Annotated in this window: 25 protein-coding genes; 20 read left to right on the top strand and 5 right to left on the bottom strand. The window is 53.1% G+C overall.

All coding sequences use genetic code 11. From position 1 onward, the window contains the following. Positions 1-16: 16 nt before the first annotated feature. Positions 17-541, bottom strand: coding sequence for a bifunctional 3-hydroxydecanoyl-ACP dehydratase/trans-2-decenoyl-ACP isomerase (fabA, locus tag HNR64_RS02720; RefSeq protein ID WP_204995048.1), 525 nt, complete (start codon positions 539-541; stop codon positions 17-19). 227 nt (positions 542-768) lie between these two features. Here fabA and galU point away from each other — a divergent pair, with 227 nt between their 5' ends. Next, on the top strand, positions 769-1,605 hold the full coding sequence (gene galU, locus HNR64_RS02725; protein WP_204995049.1) for a UTP--glucose-1-phosphate uridylyltransferase GalU: 837 nt from the start codon (positions 769-771) through the stop codon (positions 1,603-1,605). A 3-nt stretch (positions 1,606-1,608) separates the two neighbouring features. After that, positions 1,609-2,958: a phosphohexomutase domain-containing protein gene (locus HNR64_RS02730; protein ID WP_239547555.1), complete on the top strand. Its 1,350-nt coding sequence runs from the start codon at positions 1,609-1,611 to the stop codon at positions 2,956-2,958. Positions 2,959-3,033: 75 nt separating this feature from the next. Here the strand turns inward: HNR64_RS02730 and pgi are convergent, their stop codons facing one another. Beyond that, the gene (gene pgi / locus HNR64_RS02735; protein ID WP_204995050.1) at positions 3,034-4,671 is read right to left on the bottom strand and encodes a glucose-6-phosphate isomerase; all 1,638 of its coding nucleotides are present in this window, start codon (positions 4,669-4,671) and stop codon (positions 3,034-3,036) included. 117 nt (positions 4,672-4,788) lie between these two features. Continuing rightward, positions 4,789-5,748 (bottom strand): polyprenyl synthetase family protein, encoded by a 960-nt coding sequence (locus HNR64_RS02740; RefSeq protein WP_204995051.1) that lies wholly within the window; start codon positions 5,746-5,748, stop codon positions 4,789-4,791. 271 nt (positions 5,749-6,019) lie between these two features. Between HNR64_RS02740 and rplU the strand changes: the two genes are divergently transcribed. The 4 genes from rplU to proB all read left to right on the top strand — a co-directional run bounded on the left by rplU (position 6,020) and on the right by proB (position 9,049). After that, a complete protein-coding gene (gene rplU, locus HNR64_RS02745; protein ID WP_027874901.1) occupies positions 6,020-6,331 on the top strand; it encodes a 50S ribosomal protein L21 in 312 nt (103 codons plus the stop codon). An 18-nt stretch (positions 6,332-6,349) separates the two neighbouring features. Further along, positions 6,350-6,607, top strand: a complete 258-nt coding sequence (gene rpmA / locus HNR64_RS02750) for a 50S ribosomal protein L27 (RefSeq protein ID WP_204995052.1) — start codon at positions 6,350-6,352, stop codon at positions 6,605-6,607. A 99-nt stretch (positions 6,608-6,706) separates the two neighbouring features. Then, complete coding sequence (gene cgtA, locus HNR64_RS02755) at positions 6,707-7,909, top strand: Obg family GTPase CgtA (protein ID WP_204995053.1); 1,203 nt, start codon at positions 6,707-6,709, stop codon at positions 7,907-7,909. Between the two features lie 9 nt (positions 7,910-7,918). After that, complete coding sequence (gene proB / locus HNR64_RS02760; RefSeq protein WP_204995054.1) at positions 7,919-9,049, top strand: glutamate 5-kinase; 1,131 nt, start codon at positions 7,919-7,921, stop codon at positions 9,047-9,049. Positions 9,050-9,113: 64 nt separating this feature from the next. On the opposite strand, the gene rpsT is transcribed toward proB, so the two are convergent. After that, on the bottom strand, positions 9,114-9,386 hold the full coding sequence (rpsT, locus tag HNR64_RS02765) for a 30S ribosomal protein S20 (protein WP_204995055.1): 273 nt from the start codon (positions 9,384-9,386) through the stop codon (positions 9,114-9,116). A gap of 130 nt (positions 9,387-9,516) precedes the next feature. Further along, on the bottom strand, positions 9,517-9,891 hold the full coding sequence (locus tag HNR64_RS02770) for a diacylglycerol kinase (protein ID WP_374961441.1): 375 nt from the start codon (positions 9,889-9,891) through the stop codon (positions 9,517-9,519). A gap of 148 nt (positions 9,892-10,039) precedes the next feature. On the opposite strand from HNR64_RS02770, the gene lpxL reads away from it, so the two are divergent. The 14 genes from lpxL to HNR64_RS02840 all read left to right on the top strand — a co-directional run bounded on the left by lpxL (position 10,040) and on the right by HNR64_RS02840 (position 22,992). After that, positions 10,040-10,930 (top strand): LpxL/LpxP family Kdo(2)-lipid IV(A) lauroyl/palmitoleoyl acyltransferase, encoded by an 891-nt coding sequence (lpxL, locus tag HNR64_RS02775; protein WP_204995056.1) that lies wholly within the window; start codon positions 10,040-10,042, stop codon positions 10,928-10,930. A gap of 6 nt (positions 10,931-10,936) precedes the next feature. Continuing rightward, entirely contained in the window at positions 10,937-11,860 is a 924-nt protein-coding gene (locus HNR64_RS02780; protein WP_204995057.1) for a mitochondrial fission ELM1 family protein, read from the top strand. After that, positions 11,853-13,001, top strand: coding sequence for a glycosyltransferase family 4 protein (locus HNR64_RS02785; protein ID WP_204995058.1), 1,149 nt, complete (start codon positions 11,853-11,855; stop codon positions 12,999-13,001). The genes HNR64_RS02780 and HNR64_RS02785 overlap by 8 nt, the downstream gene beginning before the upstream one ends. 100 nt (positions 13,002-13,101) lie before the next feature. Continuing rightward, positions 13,102-14,142, top strand: a complete 1,041-nt coding sequence (locus HNR64_RS02790) for a glycosyltransferase family protein (protein ID WP_204995059.1) — start codon at positions 13,102-13,104, stop codon at positions 14,140-14,142. After that, on the top strand, positions 14,139-14,864 hold the full coding sequence (locus tag HNR64_RS02795) for a YrbL family protein (protein ID WP_204995060.1): 726 nt from the start codon (positions 14,139-14,141) through the stop codon (positions 14,862-14,864). Before HNR64_RS02790 ends, HNR64_RS02795 begins: the two co-directional genes overlap by 4 nt. Further along, positions 14,857-15,906: a glycosyltransferase gene (locus tag HNR64_RS02800; RefSeq protein ID WP_239547559.1), complete on the top strand. Its 1,050-nt coding sequence runs from the start codon at positions 14,857-14,859 to the stop codon at positions 15,904-15,906. The genes HNR64_RS02795 and HNR64_RS02800 overlap by 8 nt, the downstream gene beginning before the upstream one ends. Before the next feature lie 17 nt (positions 15,907-15,923). After that, positions 15,924-16,859, top strand: a complete 936-nt coding sequence (locus HNR64_RS02805) for a glycosyltransferase family 2 protein (protein ID WP_204995061.1) — start codon at positions 15,924-15,926, stop codon at positions 16,857-16,859. A gap of 11 nt (positions 16,860-16,870) precedes the next feature. Next, on the top strand, positions 16,871-17,950 hold the full coding sequence (gene rfbB, locus HNR64_RS02810) for a dTDP-glucose 4,6-dehydratase (protein WP_204995062.1): 1,080 nt from the start codon (positions 16,871-16,873) through the stop codon (positions 17,948-17,950). Positions 17,951-18,028: 78 nt separating this feature from the next. Further along, the gene (gene rfbA, locus HNR64_RS02815) at positions 18,029-18,910 is read left to right on the top strand and encodes a glucose-1-phosphate thymidylyltransferase RfbA (protein WP_204995063.1); all 882 of its coding nucleotides are present in this window, start codon (positions 18,029-18,031) and stop codon (positions 18,908-18,910) included. Next, on the top strand, positions 18,910-19,467 hold the full coding sequence (gene rfbC, locus HNR64_RS02820; RefSeq protein WP_204995064.1) for a dTDP-4-dehydrorhamnose 3,5-epimerase: 558 nt from the start codon (positions 18,910-18,912) through the stop codon (positions 19,465-19,467). Before rfbA ends, rfbC begins: the two co-directional genes overlap by 1 nt. Continuing rightward, positions 19,464-20,342 carry a dTDP-4-dehydrorhamnose reductase gene (gene rfbD / locus HNR64_RS02825; RefSeq protein ID WP_204995065.1) on the top strand — a complete coding sequence of 293 codons (879 nt, stop codon included), beginning with the start codon at positions 19,464-19,466 and terminating at the stop codon, positions 20,340-20,342. Before rfbC ends, rfbD begins: the two co-directional genes overlap by 4 nt. A 26-nt stretch (positions 20,343-20,368) precedes the next feature. Then, the gene (locus HNR64_RS02830) at positions 20,369-21,169 is read left to right on the top strand and encodes a glycosyltransferase (protein ID WP_204995066.1); all 801 of its coding nucleotides are present in this window, start codon (positions 20,369-20,371) and stop codon (positions 21,167-21,169) included. A gap of 14 nt (positions 21,170-21,183) precedes the next feature. After that, complete coding sequence (locus HNR64_RS02835) at positions 21,184-22,116, top strand: glycosyltransferase (protein ID WP_204995067.1); 933 nt, start codon at positions 21,184-21,186, stop codon at positions 22,114-22,116. Positions 22,117-22,134: 18 nt separating this feature from the next. Continuing rightward, positions 22,135-22,992: a rhamnan synthesis F family protein gene (locus HNR64_RS02840; protein ID WP_204995068.1), complete on the top strand. Its 858-nt coding sequence runs from the start codon at positions 22,135-22,137 to the stop codon at positions 22,990-22,992. Positions 22,993-23,022 lie beyond the last annotated feature (30 nt).

Consider the following 23,022-nt stretch of genomic DNA (forward strand, 5'->3'; position numbering starts at 1 on the left):
GCTAGTGGCATTGTTATTACGCGAAGGTGGCGTCGTCTTTGAACAGGCCAACCCGCAGATCTTTAGCGGTGTAGATAACTTTCCCGTCGACAGCGACCTCGCCGTCGGCGATACCCATAACCAGTTTGCGTTCAATGAGTCGCTTGAAGTTGAGTGTGTAGGTAACGAGTTTGGTGTCGGGTAAAATTTGTCCAGTGAACTTAATTTCGCCGGCACCCAGCGCGCGGCCTTTGCCACTGTTGCCGCGCCACCCGAGGAAAAAGCCCACCAACTGCCACATGGCATCGAGCCCCAGGCAGCCGGGCATGACCGGGTCGCCAACAAAGTGGCAGTCGAAAAACCATAGGTCGGGGTTGATATCGAGCTCGGCGATCAGTTGGCCTTTGCCGTATTCGCCACCTTCGCCGCTAATATGCGTGATGCGGTCTAACATGAGCATATTGTCGACGGGAAGGCGGGGGTTGCCCGGGCCAAAGAGCCGGCCGTGGCCGCAATCAATGAGTTCTTCTTTTGTAAAGCTATTTTTATGGGTAAGAGACATAAGAAAAAGACTTGCCAGTGAGAAATTTGTAGCGCGCATAGTAGCATAAGGGCCTGCTGAGCACACAAAAATGTCAACATTGGCCTGATCATTGCTGTAATAATTTGGTAAGCAGGGCAAAGTAGGCTACGCGGTGATTGCGAATCTGCTGCACTGCTGGGAAAATTCGTTCACAAGGCTCGTTACGGACTGAGCTATTTCAAAAAAACACAGGATGCACAAGTAATATGATCAGGAAATGTCTCTTTCCGGTTGCCGGCTACGGTACCCGCTTCCTACCCGCGACGAAGTCGATGCCCAAAGAAATGCTGCCGATCGTCAACAAGCCACTGGTTCAGTACGGTGTTGAGGAGTCTATTGAGGCGGGGCTTAAGCAAATTGCTCTGGTAACGGGTCGCGGTAAGCGCGCCATTGCTGATCACTTCGACATTAGTTTTGAGCTTGAAAACCAAATAGCGGGCACCAGCAAAGAGTCCTACCTGACCAGTATTCGGAAAGTGTTGAGCGAAGGCACTTTTATGATGACGCGCCAGCGCGAAATGAAAGGCTTGGGGCACGCCATTCTTACCGGTGAAAGCCTGGTGGGCAATGAGGCCTTCGGCGTTATCCTTTCTGATGACCTTTGCGTGAACCCGGGCGAAGATGGTGTGATGGCGCAAATGGTGAAGCTGTATAACCAGTTCCGCTGTAGCATTGTCGCCATCCAGGAAGTGCCAATGGAGAACATCGAGAAATACGGTGTTATTGCCGGCGATGATATGGGTGGTGGTCTCTACCGAGTAAAAGATATGGTTGAGAAGCCCAAGGCTGAAGACGCGCCGAGTAACCTCGCCGTTATTGGTCGCTATATTCTAACGCCCGATATTTTCGATATTTTGCGCGACACTCCTCCGGGTAAAAACGGCGAAATTCAGCTGACAGATGCACTGATGACCCAGGCGCAAAACGGCTGCGTGCTGGCGTATAAATTCCAAGGCCGCCGATTTGACTGCGGCAGCGTGCCCGGATTTATCGAAGCGACAAACTACGTCTACGAAAACATCTATCAAGACGGGCAGGGTTGATTCATGGTGCAAGAACTAAGCTGTTTTAAGGCCTACGATGTTCGCGGTCGCATCCCCGATCAGCTCAACGAAGATATTGCCTATCGCATTGGTCGCGCCTTTGCTGAGGTGATTAAGCCAAAGAAGGTTGTCGTTGGGCACGATATTCGCCTGAGTAGTGAGGCAATAAAAGCAGCCGTTTCTAACGGCTTGCGCGATGCAGGGGTCGATGTGTACGACATCGGCCTGTGTGGAACAGAAGAAATTTACTTTGCCACGTCGCATGCAGAAATGGATGGCGGTATTGCCGTCACCGCGAGCCATAATCCCAAAGATTATAACGGCATGAAGTTCGTGCGTGAGGAGTCGAAGCCAATCAGCGGCGACACTGGCCTGTTGGATATTAAAGCCCTTGCTGAGAAGAACGAATTTTCAGCCCCGGCAGCGGTGCGTGGCCAGCTTCAGTCGCTTGATACGAGTGCGGCCTATGTCGAGCACTTGTTGAGCTACGTAGATGTATCTGCCCTCAAACCGCTCAAAATCGTCGTCAATGCCGGCAATGGTGGCGCTGGGCGTGTGGTTGACTTGTTGGAACCGCATTTACCGTTTGAATTTATTCGTGTTCATCACGAAGCCGATGGCAACTTCCCGAACGGCGTGCCGAACCCTCTTTTGGTGGAGAATCGTCAACCCACTATTGATGCCATTAAGGCGCACGGTGCAGATCTGGGTATTGCCTGGGACGGTGACTTTGATCGCTGTTTCTTTTTCGATGAGCGCGGCGAGTTCATCGAAGGCTATTACGTTGTGGGCTTGCTTGCCGAGACCTTCCTGCTGAATGCTCCAGGCGAAAAAGTGGTTCACGACCCGCGTTTAACCTGGAATACCGTCGATATTGTTCAGGCGCACGGCGGCGAGGCGGTACAGAGCAAAACCGGTCATGCCTTTATTAAAGAGCGAATGCGCAAGGAAAATGCGGTCTACGGCGGTGAAATGAGTGCCCACCACTACTTCAGGGACTTTGCTTACTGCGATAGTGGCATGATTCCCTGGTTGCTGGTTACTCAGCTGATGTCGGTGAGGTCTGCGGCCTTGTCGTCGCTGGTCGAAGAGCGCGTTGCCAAGTTTCCCTGCAGTGGTGAAATTAATCGCGAGGTCGACGATGCGCGCGCCAGTATTGCTGCCATTGAAGCAAAATATGCCGAGCAGGCTAGCAGCGTTGATTATACCGACGGTCTGAGTATGGATTTTGACGGCTGGCGGTTTAATGTGCGCATGTCCAACACCGAGCCGGTTGTACGCTTGAATGTTGAGAGTGAGGCGGACATGGCGCTGATGAAGCAGAAAACAGAGGAGCTGCTAACCCAGCTATAAGCGCGGTCTCTGTTGCTTGTTAGAAAGCCGGGCATAGCCCGGCTTTTTTGTTTCTGTGGTGAGTGCGTCCGGTTATTAGCTATTGGCGCGTCGGGCTCGCTCGATGAGTTGCGCTGTCGAGCTGTCGGGGGTGGTGTCGCTGTCTGTGTTGCCTCGGAGGCTCCCCAGTAGTTGGTGGCTTAACTGCTTGCCAAGTTCTACCCCCCATTGGTCAAAGGGGTTGATGTCCCAGATGAAGCTCGCGCAGATCAGTCGATATTCGTACAGCGCGATCAAATTGCCGAGTGCGCGGGGGCTGAGCTCGTCCATCAAAATTGTGGTGCTGGGGCGGTTCCCTGGCATGGCTTTATGTTTGGCAAGTTGTGCGGCCTCGTCAGGGCTGAAGCCGTCCCGGAGTAGCTCTTGCTCTACCTCTTTGGCAGATTTGCCCTGCATAAGCGCCAGGCTTTGTGCAAAGCAGTTCGCCAGTAAGGCTTGCTGTTGGTCGAGAGCTTTGCCACTGTTTTTGAGGGCGGCAATAAAGTCGCAGGGAATGATGTCGCTGCCCTGGTGGAGTAATTGGTGGAAGGAATGCTGGCCATTGGTGCCTTCGCTACCCCATATTACGCCGCCGCTCTGTTGCGGCAGGGCGTGGCCGCTGCGGTCCACCGTTTTTCCGGCGCTTTCCATAAACAGCTGCTGGAGATAGTCGGGGAGCTGCTTGAGGCGGTTGCAGTAGGGCAGGATGGCGTGAGAGCTGATATTCCAGCTGTTGCGATACCACACATCCAATAGCGCGAGTGTAGCGGGCAGGTTGCTCTCAAGGCTGCTGCTTGCCATGTGCTCGTCAACTTCCGCGCCGCCTAATAATACTTCTGAGAAGCAGGGCCAGCCGTAGTTGGCGGCGACGATAAGGCCAAAGCCAGACCAGACGGAAAAGCGCCCGCCTACCCAGCTCGGCACGGCGAGGGTGAGGTCGGGTGCAACCCCCAGCTTGGCGGCGGCGTCGGGGTTGGCGGTTATGGCAATAAAATGCCTGCCGATATCCTGCCCAGGTAGAGCCTGTTCCAACCAGCGCTTTGCCGCTGCGGCATTGGCTAAGGTTTCTTGCGTGCCGAAAGATTTCGAGGCAACGATGAAGAGGGTGCTCTCGGCGGGCAAATCGGCGAGGGCTTCGTTGGCGCAACTCGGATCAATATTGGCTAAAAAGCGGCATTCAAAAGCGGCTTCTGCGCTCTCTTTCAGGGCTTCGGTAAACAGGCGCGGGCCAAAGTCAGAGCCGCCGATACCGATATTGACGATATGACTGTAGGGTTTGCCGGTGCAGCCACACAGTTCGCCGCTGCGCAGGCCTGCGCTGATCGCAGCCATGTTTTCGTACATTGTGTGAATCGCGGGGTCGCTGCTGTGTTGGGAGTGCGCCCACGTTCGCAGTGCGGCGTAATTTGCACTGCGTTGTTCGGTGTTGTTGCACAGCGCGCCGCTGCGCATAGCGTTAAGCTTTTCGGGCAGGCCTGCATCGAGGGCGAGGGCGTGCAGGGCCTTGGCAATGTCGCTATCGATATGCTGCTTTGAGTAATCGATAAACAGGGCGCCCAACTCCGTGCTGAATTGCGTGCTGCGATCCGCATGTTCGGCGAAGCGTTGTTTTAATGGTTGCTTTGAGCACGCACTCTTGAGTGAGGCGAGTGTTTGCCAGATTTCGCCTCGGCGACTCGGTGTTGCTGGTGCCACTGATTTCTCCCGTTCTTCCGTGGTGGGCGCTCTTCGCATTATCGCAGCCCATTACTGCCGATAATAACGCAATATTCATACCGTTATATGAAATCGCCGTCCTTTTGCGACCGCTGCCTAGCTTTTTCTTTGAAGGGCCAGCTCGCACAGCTTGCTAAGAGCGTCTTTGTGGGCGCTCGGCGGGAGGGACTGTAGTGCATGAATAGCAGCCTGGCTGTATTTCTGGGCGGCATCTCGGCAATAGTCTAGAGCGCCGCTTTGCTTAACGGCTGCAACAATGCTGTCAAGCTCGTCCGCCGATTTTTCACTAATGGCGCGTTGAACTTGCTGTTTTTGTGTGGCGCTACCGTTCTGCAGTATGAAGATCAGTGGCAGGGTCGGTTTGCCCTCTGCCAGGTCGTCGCCGACATTCTTGCCAGTCTCGGTGGGGTCGCCTTCGTAGTCCAGAATGTCATCAATCAGCTGGAAGGCAATGCCGAGATTTAAGCCGTAGTCATACAGGGCTTGTTGTTGGCTACTTTGTTCTGACAGCAGCGCGGCGCCCGAGCACGCGGCCGCGAATAACACAGCGGTTTTGCTGCGAATGACATTGAAGTAAGTGTCTTCATCGGTGTCGGGGTTGCCTGCCCTCGCGAGCTGAAGTACCTCGCCCTCGGCAACGGTATTGGTCGTGTCAGACAGTAATGCCATGAGCGGCATGTTGCCAATGCTAACCAATACCTGAAACGCGCGTGAGTAAAGGAAGTCGCCAACCAGCACGCTGGGTGCATTGCCAAATTCAGCGTTGGCCGTCGGTCGTCCCCGGCGCAGTGCAGAAAGGTCTACAACGTCGTCGTGCAGCAAGGTCGCAGTGTGGATAAATTCAATAACGGCTGCTAGGCGAATGTGGTCGTGGTCAATCTTGCCGAGCGCGCCGGCGCTCAGCAGGCTGAGAAGGGGGCGCAGGCGTTTGCCGCCAGCATCAATAATGTAGTGGCCAATGTTCTCCACAAGGGCGACTCGGGAGTGCAATTGCTCGACGATAAAATCGTTGACGGAGTTGAACTCGCTATCTACGACCTGGCGGATATGTTGCATGGACTTATTGACTTGCGGCGGTGGAATCGGCTGGCATCGTATGGGGGGTGGGCTAGGCTGTCAAGTTGAGCGTACCCGAGGCTGAACGCTGGATAAAGCACTTGTGTTTATTGGCTGGAGCCAGTAAAATTCGCGCCCCTGAAGCAAAACCGCCCAGCCCGGCTGAAAAGTGAGGTTGCAGCGGTGCCTGGACTTGTCCCACGGCCGGTAAAAACTGGTGGTGGCCAAACACTCAATATGCATTGCAAGCAGGCTCTTGGAGATTATGCCCATGTACGCAGTTATTGAAAGCGGTGGTAAGCAGCACCGTGTAGTTGAGGGTGAAACCCTCAAGTTGGAAAAAATTGAAGTCGCCACTGGTGAAGCCATTACTTTTGATAAAGTACTGATGGTTAAGAACGGTGAAGAACTCAAAATCGGTGCGCCCTATGTTGAGGGTGGTAAAGTGACTGCAGAGGTTATTTCTCAAGGTCGTCACGCTAAGGTGAAAATCGTTAAGTTTCGCCGCCGTAAGCACAGCATGAAACAAGCCGGTCACCGCCAGTGGTTCACGGAAGTGAAAATCACTGGTATCAGCGGCTAAGAATACGAGGAGAGACTCATGGCTCACAAGAAAGCTGGTGGTAGTACCCGTAACGGACGCGATTCCGAGAGTAAACGCCTTGGTGTTAAGCGCTACGGCGGTCAGGCTGTTAGCGCAGGTAGCATCATCGTGCGTCAGCGTGGCACCAAGTTCCATGCGGGCGAAAACGTAGGCTGCGGAACAGACCACACGTTGTTTGCAAAAGCAGACGGTGTAGTGAAGTTTGAAGTTAAAGGCCCTAAGAACCGCAAGTTCGTCAGCATCGTCGCTGCGTAATTTCCGGCTCTACTGGTTCGCAAAGCCTCGTCGGTTGACGGGGCTTTTTTGTTTCTGTACACAACATAACGGGCTGTGTCGGTCACCGAGGTTAAGGTAATGAAATTTGTCGATGAGGCGGTAATCCGCGTAGCCGCGGGGCGCGGGGGCAATGGTTGTCTCAGTTTTCGTCGCGAAAAATATATACCCCGAGGTGGCCCGGATGGTGGAGACGGCGGCGATGGCGGAAGCATTATTCTGCGCGCAGACTCCGCCAGTAATACCCTGGTGGACTACCGCTTTGTAAAGCATTATCAGGCTCAGTCTGGCGAGCCGGGACGTGGTGGCAATTGTCGCGGCAAGAGCGGCGAGGATCTGGTGTTGATCGTTCCGGTAGGGACAACCGTGATTGATGAAGATACTCGCGAGGTTTTGGGAGATCTTATCGAGGCGGGCGATGAGCTAAAGGTGGCTCAGGGCGGGTTCCACGGCCTGGGGAATACGCGCTTTAAATCCAGTACCAATCGCGCGCCACGCCAGTTTACGCGCGGCAGCGACGGCGAGATACGAAGCCTGCGGTTAGAGCTGAAGGTGTTGGCTGACGTCGGGCTGTTGGGCTTGCCGAATGCGGGTAAATCGACCTTCATTCGCGCGGTGTCTGCGGCAAAGCCAAAAGTTGCCAACTACCCCTTTACTACCTTGGTGCCCAATCTGGGGGTGGTGAGTGTGCAGCCCCATCGCAGCTTCGTGATTGCGGATATTCCTGGTTTGGTGGAGGGGGCAGCCGACGGGGCTGGCCTTGGTATTCGTTTTCTGAAACACCTAACGCGGACTCGCTTGCTGCTGCATATTGTTGATATGGCGCCCTACGATGGCTCTACGCCTGAAGAGGCGGTTTCGGTGATCACCGAAGAGCTCAAGCAGTTTAGCCCGCTGTTGGCTAATCGCGATCGCTGGCTGGTGCTGAATAAAATTGACCTGCTGCCAGAGGAGGAGCGCGAGGCGCGCTGTCAGGCGGTGGTTGATGCGCTGGCGTGGGAAGGGCCGGTATACAAAATTGCGGCAATCTCCGCTGAGAATACCAAGCGCCTTTGTCAGGACATTCTAGCCTTTGTTGAGGCGCAGGCCGAGCGCTTGAGTGAGGACCCGGACGCTGCGGAGCGCGAGCGAGAAATTCAGGAGGCAATGCAGCAAGAGGCGCGTGACCGTATTGCGGCATTGCATGCAGCCAGAAAGGCGCGCCAGCAGGCTGACGGCGATGAAGACGATGGCGATGACGGCGACGATGATGATTATGATGTTGAAGTGGTCTACAGGCCTTGAGGTGATGGCGTGACAGAGGGACGGCAGCAGCTCTCGCGTGCGACGCGTATTGTTGTAAAGATCGGTTCGGCATTGCTTACCAACGATGGTCAGGGGCTCTGCGTTGAAGGCCTGGACGCCTGGGTGGCGCAGATAGCGGGTCTGCGAGCAAAAGGCTGTGAGATTGTGCTGGTGTCTTCCGGGGCGGTAGCCGAGGGAATGACCCGTCTCGGGTGGTCGCGCCGCCCAGAGGACCTGCATCACCTGCAGGCAGCGGCGGCTGTGGGGCAGATGGGCTTGGTTCAGGCTTACGAGGCGCGATTCCGAGAGCACGGCTTACAGACGGCGCAAATCCTGTTGGGGCATGACGATATTTCCGCGCGGGATCGCTACTTGAATGCTCGGGGCACCTTGTTGACCCTGCTGGGGCTTTCCGTGCTGCCGATCGTCAACGAAAATGATAGCGTGGTGACCGATGAAATCCGCTTTGGTGACAATGACACCTTGGCTGCGCTGGTTGCCAACTTAATTGATGCTGATGCGCTGCTGATCCTGACGGACCAGAGCGGCCTGTATAGCAGTGACCCCCGCTACAACCCCGAGGCTGAGCTTGTCAGTGAAGCCGATGCTGCCGATAAGTCTCTGGATGCGATGGTCGGTGGCAGTGCCGGGAGTTTGGGGCGTGGCGGTATGATGACCAAGTTGCGGGCGGCGCGTTTGGCGGCGCGCTCGGGTGCAAATACCCTGATCGCGGGCGGGCGTGAGCCCGATGTGCTGTCCCGCGCCCTGTCGGGGGAGGCGCTGGGTACTTTGTTGCTTGCCAAGGAGCCGCCGATGACGGCACGCAAGAAATGGTTGGCGGGGCAGTTGCGGCTGCGTGGCAGTGTTGTGGTGGATGACGGCGCGGCGCGGGTATTGCGCCAACAGGGGCGCAGTCTACTTTCTGTTGGAGTGGTTGCCGCTCGGGGGCAGTTTGAGCGCGGTGATTTGGTGAGCTGTATTGATGCGGAAGGTAGGGAGGTTGCGCGGGGCTTGGTTAATTACCGTGCGGACGAGGTTGTTCGAATTGCTGGCAAGCCGACTGCTGAGATCGCCGAGATTTTGGGTTATTTGGCTGAGCCGGAGCTGATCCATCGCGATAATATGGTCGTGATGTCGTAACCGAAAATGCCAGGCATAAAAAAACCCGCATAAAGCGGGTTTTTTTATGCCTGGCTTGCTGGTTTTACGCAGCTTCGCCCATGGCTTTAATGCGAGCGTTCAGGCGGCTCTTATGACGAGCAGCTTTGTTCTTGTGGAAAATGCCTTTGTCGGCAGTGCGGTCAAGAACAGGTACTGCGGCTGCGTAGGCTGCTTTTGCCGCTTCTTGGTCGCCAGACTCGATTGCAGCAATAACCTTCTTCAGGTAAGTGCGAACCATTGAGCGCAGACTGGCGTTATGAGTGCGACGTTTCTCCGCCTGACGTGCGCGTTTTCTTGCTTGCGGGGAATTTGCCACCCTTATTACTCCTCTAGAACTTGCGCTGAAAATTTAGGCCGTGGATTATTCAGTTTTGCGCCGCCTATGTCAAGGGAAAACGGGGCTTGGCTGGGGATTATTTGCGAGGGAAGGTGAGGCCGCCTGGCCCTCAGCGCAATCGCTCGACGATCTGCAGGCCCCAGCACGTTACGCAAAGCATCAGACTAATCATCACGGCGGCTGAACCGATATCTTTGGCCTGCCCAGAGAGTGGGTGGCGATCGGTGCCAATACGGTCTATAGCTGCTTCTATCGCCGAGTTTATCAGCTCGACGATCAAGACCAGCAAAACCGGGATAATGAGCAGGCTGCGCTCGATCGCATTTTCCCCCAGCCAAAACGCTGCGGGTAGCAGAATGGCGGCCAGCATGCACTCTTGTCTGAAGGCCTCTTCATGGCGCCACGCGGCGGCGAGCCCCTTGCGAGAATAGAGAGTGGCGTCAATCAGTCGCCAGAGGCCGTGTCGGCCGGGCTTATTCATCATGGTAATTTCACAGCTGTTAGCCAGGTCTGTGTCTCAATCGGTGTACAATACTCAGCGCTATGCTTATGCAGGGCTGTTATATAAGGGCGTAGGCGCGCGAGCTCCGGTAGAACCGCCTGCCGAGAAGACACAGTGTAATAGCAGGACGATGACAATTCAGAGACAACTCTTACATCCGCGCTACTGGCCAACCTGGCTGGGTGTGGCATTTATGTTCGTGCTGGCAAAGTTGCCCCAGCGATTGAACTACCTTGTCGGCAAGCTGCTGGGCAGTTTGTTTTACTATTTTGCCGGTGGTCGACGCCATGTTGCCGCGCGAAATCTGGCGCTGTGTTTTCCGGAACTTACCGAGGCGGAACGTCGTCGCCTGCTCAAAAAAACCATGCAGGATCAGGGTATCGGTTTGCTCGAAATGCTGCGAACGTGGTTTACCCCAATTGACAAGCTGGGCGTTGAGTTGGAATTCGTCGGTGAAGAGCATCTCGACGGCGACGACCAGGGCGTCATCGTATTGGGCGCGCATTTCACCTTTATCGATTTGAGCGCAGCCTTAATTGCGCGCAGTAAGCGTTCTGACTCGTTCTATCGCAAGCAAAAAAACCCGGTGATCGAGTGGATTTTGAGTCGAGCGCGCGGGCGTTATGGTGAGCCGATTCACCGGCGCGATTTTAAACGCGCACTAAAATCCCTTCGCAAAGGGAACCGGCTGTTCTACCTGCCGGATCAAGATTACGGCCGCAAGTCGGCGGCATTTGTTGAGTTTTTCAATAACCCTGCCGCCACCACCGTGGCGACGTCTACCCTGGCTAAGGGTGGGCGCGCGAAAGTGGTATATATCGACCAACAGCGCTTGGAGAAAGGGCGCCGAATTCGCCTGGAGGCCATTCCGCTGGAAAATATTCCCAGTGGCGATCCCGATGCCGATGCGCGGGCGGTGAACGCTGTGATTGAAGAGAATATTCGCCGAGCGCCGGAGCAGTATATGTGGGTCCATCGCCGTTTCAAAACGCGCCCCGAAGGCGCTGCGAAGGTGTATTGAGGCCCTATGGCGACGACTTTGCGATTGTGGTTTATCACTGACGGGCGCCCCGGCCACCTAAATCAGTTGCGCGGGCTTGCCGAGCGGCTCGAGGCAAAAGTACCGTGCCAAATTCACTGGTTGGATATTTCTCAGCAGGGGTTTCGCAAGGCTGGCCGCCGCGGGCTGTGCGAGCAGTTCGCTGCCAGCTCGCTCCCCGATTGGGTGGTGGCCGCCGGGAGTCGTTGTCACCTGCCCTTGCTGTGGGCCGCGAAGGTGAGCGGCGCTCGCTCTTTGGTATTAATGAAGCCCAGTCTGCCGCGATGCTTATTTGATGCCGCGATTATTCCCGAGCATGATGCGCCGCCGGTATCACCGAAAATACTGGTTACCAGGGGCGTGCTCAATGTTATGCAGCCGACTTTTGAAAACAGGGATAAGCGGCGTGGCTTGATTGTATTGGGCGGGGTAAACAAACACTTCGCCTGGGATAACGACGCAGTATTAGCGCAGGTGCTGGCGATTGCCAACGCCCGCTCAGACTTGCATTGGACCGTATCAGACTCGCCGCGTACTCCGCCCGGCCTACTGGAAGCATTGGCGTCAGAGGCGGTGGCCAATATAGATACCTTGCCCTTCAGTGATTGCCCACCCGGGTGGCTGAGAGCGCAGTTAGCCGCAGTTGCCGAGGCCTGGGTCAGTCGCGACAGCGTGTCGATGGTCTACGAGAGTATTACCTCGGCGGTTCCGACCGGCTTGTTAGCGCTTCCACCATTGCGAGATTCGCGGGTAACGCGAAGTATGGCGAGCGTGCTGGCGGCAGGTCTGGCCAAGGGGTATGAGTCTTGGTCCGCTGGCGAGCCATTGCCATCCCCTGCTGAACAGGTTTGGGAGGCAGATCGTGCCGCCGATTGGCTGCTCAACACCTTAGAAGGAAAAAAACATGCTTGATGCTGTTAACGAGAGCGAGGCGAGCCCCTGCGTGCTCAAGGTCGTGCAGTTGCTGCCCGCGCTAAATTCCGGCGGCGTTGAGCGTGGTACCGTCGAATTTGCGCGAGAGCTGGTTCGTCTGGGTCATCAATCGGTAGTCATTTCTCACGGTGGCCGCATGGTCGAGCAGCTAGAGGCCGAAGGTAGCCAGCATATTGCCATGCCCATTCATCGCAAGTCCCTGGGCTCGCTGTGGCAGGTTCGGCCCCTGCGGCGATTGCTGGAAACACTGCAGGCGGATGTGATCCATGTGCGCTCGCGTGTGCCGGCCTGGATAGCCTGGTTGGCGTGGCGAAAGATGGACCCGGCTAGCCGCCCCCGCTTGGTGAGCACGTTTCACGGCATGTATTCGGTAAACGCCTACAGTGCCATTATGGCAAAGGCGGAGCATTGCATTGCCATCTCACATTGCGTTAAGCGCTACATGGTCGATAATTACCAGATTCCCGAAAGCAAGATAACGCTGATTCCGCGGGGCTTGGATGCCGAGGCCTTCGTTCGTCAGGATGCCGACAGCCAGTGGTTGGAGGTGTTGTTTTCGGAGTATCCTCAGCTCAATGGCAAGCCGATAATATTAATGCCGGGGCGGCTGTCGCGGTGGAAGGGACAAGAGGCCTTCCTGCAAATGATGGCCCGTTTAGTGAGCTTGCGGCCGGATGTCCACGGGGTGGTGGTGGGAGATGCCGAGCCCGGCAAGCAGCACTATTTAGAAGAACTGCTTGCCATGCGTGAGTCGCTGGGCCTTACCGAGGCCGTCACCTTTGTTGGTCACCGCAGTGATATTGCCAATTTCTATCGCTTGGCTGCTGTTACGTGTCATCTTTCTAACAAAGAAGAACCCTTCGGTCGCACGGTGCCGGAGTCCCTCGCCTGTGGTACGCCGGTGGTAGCCTATGACCGCGGTGGCGCAAGTGAGTCACTGAACGCCGGCTTTCGTCAGGGGCTCGTCCCCGCCGACGATGTGGTGGCGTTTGCGGCGCGTGTTGCCGATTTGTTAGAGGCTGACAATCAGATTAGTCTGCCGCCTGAATACTATTTGGATCACCAAGTGGCCAGTACCCTGAGTGTGTACGAGCAATTACTTGGCAATTCTGCCCACTAGCGCGCCCTGACGCCGCGAGGTGGTGGTGATATAGTCGGCCGCTCCAGGGCGGCACTCCCTGGCAGCAATGCCGCGCAACAATGACAAGAACGAGATAACTATGAGAGTACTGCACATTGCCTATCAGCGATTGCGCAGCTATGGCCCCCGGCGAGTTAGCTGGGCTGAGAAGATGAATTTCGGCTTAATACGTAACGATCATTACGTGCATACATTCAGTGACCGGGATGTGGCAGCCTTTGAGGCCCCGCTCGGTATTCGTGAATTAGGCTATACCAAGGCGAATCACCGGTTGTTGTCGGTGAGTGAGGCGTTTGAGCCTGACCTTATTATTATTGGTCACTCTGATATCGTAAGCGATAAAACTGTCGCTGAGATGCGTCGCCAGCATCCCAGCTGTCGGATTATTCACTGTAATTGTGACCCTTTGTTTGTGCCTAGCAATGTCGAGAGGATTCGTCGATATGCTAAACAGGTAGATGCGATTTTTGTAACGACCGGCCGCCGCGAGCTCCGGCAATTTGAAGGCTTGGGGGCGAAGGTTTATCACATACCGAACCCCGTTGATGCCAGTGTCGAAGTCTTGGATAACTCGCTCAAAGCCGATTTAGATATTGATTTACTATTTTGTGGAAATGCGACAGGCCACACGCAACGTTATGAATTGTTAGAATTGCTTAAAGTCGAGCTCGCGACTGAGTTGAATTTCAAGACATACGGTTGCTTCGGTGAGCCGCCTGTGTGGGGGCGTGACTACGACCGTGTTCTGGCGCGTACACGCATGGCCTTGAATTTGAATCGCCAAGACTGCGACTACTGGTATTCATCTGATCGTATGGCACAGCTTGCTGGTAATGGGATCTTGTTTTTTACTCATTCAGCCACTCGTTTTGATGAGTTACTACCAGAGCACTCGGCGGTTTATTTCCGAGACAAAGATGATCTACTGGCTAAGGTGCGACGCTTTTCTGCTGACGACGCTATGCGTCGTGAGTGGGCGGCACGCTGTCGAAACTTCTTTCACAAGGAAATGAATTCGGGGCTTTATTCGCAATTTATACTCGAGGCGACATTTGAGCAGCCATTCAGCCATGACTATGTCTGGGCGCGTGATATTAATTCGTACGGTTCAGTGACATGACCATTGATTTGAGTGCTGAAAAGCCATTCGCCCGTGGCGGCAATCGACTATGCTTCGTTGACCCTCTTGACACTGGTCGCTGCATTAAGGTGCGTCGCCCCGACTTCAGTCTTGAAGACCTACGACGGAAAAAGGGTTTTCCTAAAAACCTTAAGCCACTGTCGAGCTTTGACGATAGTTTAGAAGAATACCGGGTAATGACTAACTTTCAGCGTCATTACCCAGCAGGTATATTTGCTCACGTTAGCCGTTGCTACGGTTTTGTGGACACCGATATGGGGCGCGGCTTAGTTTCCGAACTCATTCGTGACAGCGATGGCCGCATCTCTATTACGCTCAAGCAGTATATCTGGGACAGCGGCTATCCGGCAGAGTGCTTGGCAGCGGTTGATCAGCTTTGCCAACACTGGTTGGATTTCCGTGTGCCGTCTAGAGATATTTTATTACACAATATTGTGGTGCAGCGTGGTGTTAATGGTCAGATCTGTCGGCTTGTTGTTGTCGACGGCTTAGGCAGCGCCAACCTAGTGCCATCGCATTGGTTACCGAATGTCATACAGCTCCGGAAAGCGCAGCGCAAAGTAGAAAATCTGCATCAGCGTATTGCTGATTTGCAGGCCATTCGAGGTAAGGGGGGGTTTCCTGGTTACCATGGCCTGCTTTTTCACGATGGACTCGATCACGGTGGAGCTGCACCGATAAAGGCTGATAAGCATGGCTGATTCACTTCGAATTGCACAAGTCTTGGCAGGCGCCGAGCACGGCGGTGCCGAAAACTTTTTTGTGCGCTTGAGTGCCGCGCTGCAGGCATCGGGTAGCATTCACGAGCGAGCCTTTATTCGCCGCCACGCCCACCGCTTGGAGGCTCTGCGCAGCCAGGGAGTGGAAGCAGAAGGCTTTCGCTTTGGCGGTAAATTCGATTTTTACGACGCCTGGGTGTATCGCCGTCGTCTGCGTGCTTTCAAGCCGGATGTGGTCATGACCTGGATGGGGCGCGCCAGCGATGCAACGCCAAAGGGTGATTACGTACTGGTAAACCGACTTGGACATTACTACAAACTGAAGTATTACCAGCAGGCCGATTATTGGGTTGGGATTAGCAAAGGAATTTGTCAGCACCTGATCGAGGGGGGAATGCCAGAAGAGCGTGTGGTTCACATCCCCAATTTCGCTGATGAAACCCCGGTCGAGCCTCTGCCGCGAGACAGCTTTGATACGCCTGCTGATGTTCCATTGTTACTCGCTGCAGGGCGCCTCCACGTAAACAAAGGCTTTGATACCCTGCTGCGCGCATTGGTCAATGTGCCCGACGCATTCTTGTGGCTGGCGGGCAGTGGACCGGAAGAGCAGGCACTAAAATCCCTATGCAGTGAGTTGGGCCTGGATAACCGGGTGCGGTTCTTAGGCTGGCGCAACGACGTTACTGCGTTAATGCGCAGTGTTGATGCATTTGTCTGCCCATCGCGCCATGAAGGACTGGGGTCAATAGTGATGGAGTCCTTCGCCCATCGTTGTCCTATTGTCGCAACAAAGTCCCAGGGGCCGGGGGAGGTGATAGAGCACGAGTACAGCGGCTTATTGACCGAGATTGACGATGTGCCGCAACTGGTTGACGCGCTCCGGCAAGTGATTACGGACTCCGGGCTGCGCCAGCGCCTGTCTGGTCAGGCTGCTGAGGTATACCAGCGCAGCTACAGCCGTCAAGTTATCGTCGACTTATACATGGATTTCTACAAAACAATAGCAGCGGGCGGTAAGGCCTGATTAGTTGGTGCGTGAATATGCTGAAAAAACTTCGAGAAAAGCGTCGCCACAAGCAGTACAAAAAGTGGCTTAAAAATGCGGTCGATATACGTGTCAATGCGCTGACGGTGCAGTATCAATGGAGTACGCTCAATTGCGATAGCCAAGGTGTTGCTGGCGGCAAGGTGCGCCCTTTGGTCGTGTCTTTGACGAGTTTCGGGCAGCGCATTCACGATGTTTTTCTTACTATTGAAAGCCTATTTCAGCAATCCCTGAAGGCCGATAAGGTTGTATTGTGGCTGTCTGCCGACGAATTTAGTGATGAAGATTTACCGGCAGTTTTGAAGAAGCAGCGTGAGCGTGGCTTGGATATTCATTTTGTTGCTGAAGATCTAGGGCCGTACACCAAATTCTATTACGCCTTAGAGCGCTACCCAGACGCATTATTAGTCACGGTTGATGATGATATTCTTTATCCGATGGACTTGCTGGATCAATTGTATAGCGCTCACCTGCGTGAGCCGAACAAGATACACTGTGGGCGTGCCCATCGTATTGCGTTCGGCCAAGATGGTACTTTACTGCCTTATAAACAGTGGTGGCGGCACAGTAATGAGTCTGAGTCATCTTTGCTAATCATGCCAACCGGAGTGGGAGGTGTGCTGTACTTTCCAGGGTGTTTTGACCCTGAGGTCACGAATAAATCAGCGTTCAAGCGATTAGCGCCGCGCGCGGATGATGTTTGGTTAAAAGCAATGAGTTTGAAGCGCGGTACCGAATGCAGTGTGTTTGCGCAGCGGGGGGAATGGATGCTGCGCAACCCCATTATTTTAGGCAGTCAGGAAGTATCGCTAAAACGTCGCAACAAAGGGGCGGCGCTGGGTAACGACCAGCAGATTGCCGCAGTGTTTAATGAATATCAGCTAACAGAGCCGCTACGTCAGGCTGTTTTAGCTGTCGATCTAGATTCTTAAAGGCCAAAGTAATGAAACTATTTGTTACGGGGGGGGCTGGCTTTATCGGCAGTGCAGTCGTAAGGCATATTCTCGCCAATACTGACCATAGCGTGGTCAACATTGATGCATTGACCTATGCCGGTAATATGGAGTCTATTCCTAGGGCGTTGCAAGATAGCCGGTATGTGTTTGTCAAGGCAGACATCTGCGATGCTGAGGTGATCGCGCAACTTTTTGACGAGCACCAGCCTGATGCGGTGATGCATTTGGCGGCAGAAAGCCATGTTGACCGCTCTATTACCGGTCCGGGCGCCTTTATTCAAACTAATATTGTTGGTACCTATACGTTATTAGAGGCTGCTCGTTCGTATTGGCAAGGCTTGTCTGAATCGCGCAAAGAAGTATTTCGTTTTCACCACATTTCCACCGACGAGGTCTATGGTGACCTTGAAGGCACTGACGACCTGTTCCTAGAGACCACTCCTTATGCCCCCAGTTCGCCCTATTCGGCAAGTAAGGCGAGTTCTGATCATTTGGTGAGGGCTTGGCATCGGACTTACGGCTTGCCTGTGTTGATCACTAATTGTTCGAACAACTATGGCCCCTATCATTTTCCGGAAAAACTTATTCCACACATGATTCTGAATGCGCTAGCCGGTAAACCACTGCCGATTTACGGTGACGGCAAGCAAATTCGCGATTGGCTTTATGTGGAAGATCATGCTCGTGCATTGATTAAAGTGGTAACTGAGGGCGAAGTGGCTGAGACCTACAACATCGGCGGCCACAATGAAAAGAAAAACATCGAGGTGGTACAAACGCTTTGCAACCTGCTCGAAGAGCTGGCTCCCGATAACCCCCACTCCCTTGCTAGTGGTCGTGAGGGCGGCTTTGCGAGTTTGATTACCTTAGTGACTGACCGCCCAGGCCACGATGCCCGTTATGCTATCGATGCCAGTAAAATCGAGCGAGACTTGGGTTGGGTGCCTGAGGAAACCTTTGAAAGTGGTCTTCGCAAGACTGTTCAGTGGTATCTCGATAATGAGTCCTGGTGGCGGCGCGTATTATCGGGTGATTATCAGCTTTCTCGATTGGGCAAAGCTGTGTAGCAAAGCGCCATTGAAGGCGGTGCTGGGCCGCAATGGTCAGCTAATACATTGAAGCAGTACTAACACGACAGGAAATCTATGAAACCTTATAAGGGCATTATTCTTGCGGGCGGCTCTGGGACCCGCTTACACCCAATAACGATGGGTATATCTAAGCAGCTGTTGCCCATTTACGACAAACCAATGATCTATTATCCGCTTTCTGTGCTGATGCTGTCCGGGATTCGCGATATTTTGGTTATTTCCACGCCAACTGACCTGCCAGGCTTTCAGCGCCTTCTGGGTGACGGCAGCCAATTTGGTATCAATATCTGTTATGAAGAGCAGCCCAGTCCCGATGGCTTGGCTCAAGCGTTCACAATTGGTGCTGATTTTATCGGCAACGATAATGTTAGCTTGGTGCTCGGCGACAATATTTTTTACGGCCAGCATTTTAGCGACAAGCTCAAGGCCTCGGTGGCGCAGCAAGAGGGCGCTACGGTGTTTGGTTACCATGTTACTGATCCCGAACGTTTTGGTGTGGTCGACTTTGATGACCAAGGGAAGGCGCTGAGCATTGAGGAAAAGCCGGCAAAGCCTAAGTCTAACTATGCAGTAACTGGCCTCTATTTCTACGATAACGACGTTGTCGAGATTGCTCGCAATATTCAGCCTTCTCCGCGCGGTGAATTAGAGATCACCGACGTGAACACCGCTTATCTTGACGACGGGAAGCTCAATGTGCAGGTGCTCGGGCGCGGTTTTGCTTGGCTTGATACAGGTACCCACGATTCATTGCTCGAAGCCGGCCACTTTGTGCAAACTGTTGAGCACCGCCAGGGTTTGAAGGTTGCCTGCTTGGAAGAAATTGCCTTTCATCAGGGCTGGATCAGTCAAGAGGCGCTAATATTGCAGGCCGATGCATTGAAAAAAACCGGCTATGGCCAATACCTAAAGAGTGTGGCCGAGGGGTATAAATAATGAATGTTATACCCACTAAGCTAAAAGACTGCGTAATTATTGAGCCCAAAGTCTTTGGTGATCACCGTGGTTTCTTTTTGGAAACCTTCCAAGTGGAACGCTATCGTGATGCAGCCGGCATTACCTTGCCTTTTGTGCAAGACAATCACTCGCGCTCGGCAGCGGGCGTACTGCGCGGCCTGCATTTTCAAAAGACCAAGCCTCAGGGTAAATTGGTCAGAGTAGTGCGTGGCGAAGTATTTGATGTGGCCGTCGATATTCGCAAAGGCTCCCCCAGCTTTGGCCTTTGGGAGGGCGTAATCCTGTCTGAAGAAAACCACCGCCAGTTTTGGGTGCCGCCCGGCTTTGCTCATGGGTTTGTGGTGCTAAGTGAAACGGCGGATTTCGAGTACAAATGCACAGATTACTATGATCCCACCGATGAGGGGGGCCTGCGCTGGGACGACCCAGATCTAGCTATCGATTGGCCGCAGATTAATGGTCAGGCCTTTAAGCTGTCTGAAAAAGATGCGGCGGCGTCAAGTTTTAAAACGCTCTGTGAGGAGTTGGGCGTATGAAGGTACTGCTGACTGGAGCCAATGGGCAACTGGGGCGCTGCGTGCAGGATGTATTCGCTAGAACCGATTACGAGCTGGTTGCCTTGGATCGTGCAGCGCTGGATATTAGTGATGCCGAGGCGGTGTCATCTGCTGTGGCAAAGCACAAACCTCAAGCGATTATCAATGCGGCGGCCTATACCGCCGTTGATAAAGCTGAGGCAGAGCCGGAGTTGGCGGCGCAGATAAATACCGTAGGGCCTAGTAATTTGGCACGCGCCGCTGATGAAATTGGTGCTGTGCTGATCCATATTTCCACAGACTATGTTTTCGATGGTAGTGCTAACACTCCGTACACGGAAGAGGATGAAACTAGTCCTCAGGGCATATATGGACGAACGAAGCTTGAAGGTGAGAGAGAAGTTCAGCGCCGTTGCGAGAAGCATATAATCATACGCACGGCATGGGTGTTCAGTGAGTATGGCAATAATTTCGTTAAAACAATGTTGCGACTTGGTAAAGAGAGAAAAGAGCTGAATGTTGTTTCTGACCAAGTTGGCTGCCCTACCTACGCGGGTGATATCGCCAAGCTGTTTTTGGATATTTGTGGCTTGGAGAAAGACGGTCGAGCTACTTATGGCATCTACCATTACTGCGGCAATGAGGCGGTAAGCTGGTGCGACTTTGCCTCAGAGATATTTAGGCAGGCAACAGCAGAGGCGAGGTATGGAGGCGCGCCACAGGTGATAGACATAACTACAGAGCATTTTCCTACGCCGGCGAAGCGGCCACCGTATTCGATTATGTCTACGGCTAAGTTGAGTCGAGATTATGGATTAATGCCAAGTCTCTGGAAGAATGCTCTGAAAGAAGTATTCGCGAAGCTTGATACGTAAATACGGCGGGGCAAGGGGAGGAGCTAGTGGAACATTTAGCAGATCAATTGACTTTGGTAACTGTTGGCTACAATAGCGCTGAGGTTCTAGGGCCTCATATTGAATCTTTGCGTCAAAGTGCTCAATCGCCGCTGCCTCGCTGGTTAGTGGTCGACAATGCTAGTAGCGACGGCACGGTTGAGCTGTTGGAAAACTATAAGGGTGTTATTGAATTATTGCAAAGCCCGCAGAACGTCGGCTTCGGAGCGGCTTGTAATCTTGGGATAGCTCAGGCCACAACACGTTATGTAGCAGTGCTAAACCCTGATACTAAATTGTCGGAGATGGCGCTCCAGGAGTTGCTGTTTGAACTGAAGGCAAGGAAAGCTGCGATTGCAGGACCGTCTTTAACTGCCGCCACTGAGGATAGCGTGGAGAAAGTTGACTGGCTGGTTGGGGCTGTACTGCTAATTGATTGCCAACTAATGAGGGAAGTGGGTTTCTTCGATGAGCAGTTTTTCCTCTATGAAGAAGATGTTGACCTATGCAAGCGCGCCAATGACACGGGGCTTGATGTTATCCTCTGTAAGCGCATCAGCATACCCCATGTTGGTGGAGGATCGACTGAGCGTTCTAAAAAAATTAATCGAATTGTGCACTTTCATAAGGGGCGGTCTTATGCGCTCTACGTTCGAAAGCACGGATTGCGGAAGTCGCTGATAGATAATTATGTAGCAAAGAATCATCGTCGCTGCCTTATAGCCCTATTTACTTTTGGATTTCGCCGCTATACGCGTGCTAAGGCAAAATTGGATGGCGTAAAATCAGTTTTTGCAGAAGGTATATAGTAGACGAGGTGACTGTGAATCAACCGCTAATCTCAGTGGCAATGTGTACCTATAACGGCGAGAACTATTTGAGGCAGCAGCTCGATACGATTATTAATCAAAGTTATTCAAACCTCGAGATCGTTATAGTTGATGATTGCTCAAATGATGGCACCGTAGTCATTCTGCGTGAATATGCTGCACGTGATAGCAGGATCCGCTTGATTGAAAACGAACAAAACCTAGGTTTTGTTCGTAACTTCAGTAAGGCTATGCAGCACTGCCAGGGGGACTACATTGCACTGGCAGATCAGGATGATATTTGGTTCGAAAATAAAATCGAGCATCTTTATAAGGAGATTGGTGAGAATTTGCTAATTTATTCTCGCATCGAGATGGTGGATGCCAAAGCTAGACCGCAGGGGCGGGAATTCCCTAAAACAGAGCGTATTGATGGCGATTGCGCAATATCGTTGGTGTTAGCTAACTGCGTCACTGGGCATGCCTGTTTGTTACGCCGTGAATTGCTGAGCATGGCGGGATCGTTATTGCAGGAGGCACCTTATCACGACCAATTACTGGCCTTTGTTGCTGCAAGTAATCAGGGGCGTTTAAAAGCTGGGAGTGAGGTGTTGTCCTACTATCGTTGTCATGAAGACAATGCTGTGCTGGGTAATAAACGGCGTCGACCAGCTTCGAAAGTATTGCGTCACCGCGATAAGGTTGTAGTACGCTGCGCGTTTTACGATCGCTTGATTGCATCGGGATTGTTGCGGAGTGAAGAGCAGCTTTTGCTGCTCCACTTCCGAACGCTGTATTCTCGTAATACAGGTCTGTTTTACAACTGGAAGTTACGGCGGTTCTTGCTTTCTGAAGGGCGGGTTTTATTGCGTCTTCTACCGAAGAAAAAACAGCTAAGAAAAGTGTGTCGGGGTGTATGGTATTACCGCCTCGTACCTTTTGCGTAGCCATATACCGGCGGTACGATGAAGTATTTTGAACACCTGCGTTCACACATTAGGCGGCCGAGAGTGCTTGCGGAATATCGAGGTGTCGAAAGCGATTCCGACAAGCTGTGTTTTTTTGCCAACTACCATCCTTACGGTGAAGCGACAGCCCATACGGAAAATTATTTGCGCGCTTTGCGGCGTGATGGATTTGATATTGTGCTTTGCTCTACAAGTCCTGAGCTGCCGGGGCACGCCTTGCGAATTTTTTTGAAGCTGTGTTGTGTAGTTATCCATCGTGAAAATGCAGGCTATGATTTTTACTCATGGAAAACATGCTTTGAAAGAGTTGCGGGTTGGCAGAGTCGCAAAGCGTTGCTTCTGACGAACGATAGCATACTCGGCCCAATAAAACCGCTGGGTCCTCTGTGGGCTAAGATAGATGCATGTGATGCTGGGCTCGTTGGGCTGAATGATTCTCACGAGAGGGGGTATCATCTCCAATCATTTTTTCTTTACGTAAAGGCAGAGCTGCTGTCTTCTAATGTGTTTGAACGTTTCTGGAGAAAAGTGCGGGTACTGAAAAAGAAAAGCGACATCATCAAAAAATACGAAGTGGGTTTTACACAACAAATGCAGTCTGCTGGGTGCTCCGTTGAGGCACTGTTTCCCCAGCGAGATCTCCAGCAGTTTTGTTTGTCACTCGGTGATGACTTTCAGTACCCCGATATTTTATTGAATCTAAAATTCAATGCGACACTTTACTGCTGGTATGAACTAGTTCATTTTTTTGATTACCCCTTTGTGAAGGCCGCAGTTCTTCGGCACGACTGCTATCGGTCACAGCATTACGCTAAACTAGATGCCATGCTCGCGTCCGTCGAGCAAGGGGGGTAATCACTTGCCTCGTTGCTTATTCTTCGTTTT

Source organism: Spongiibacter marinus (assembly GCF_016906995.1).
Classification (GTDB): domain Bacteria; phylum Pseudomonadota; class Gammaproteobacteria; order Pseudomonadales; family Spongiibacteraceae; genus Spongiibacter; species Spongiibacter marinus.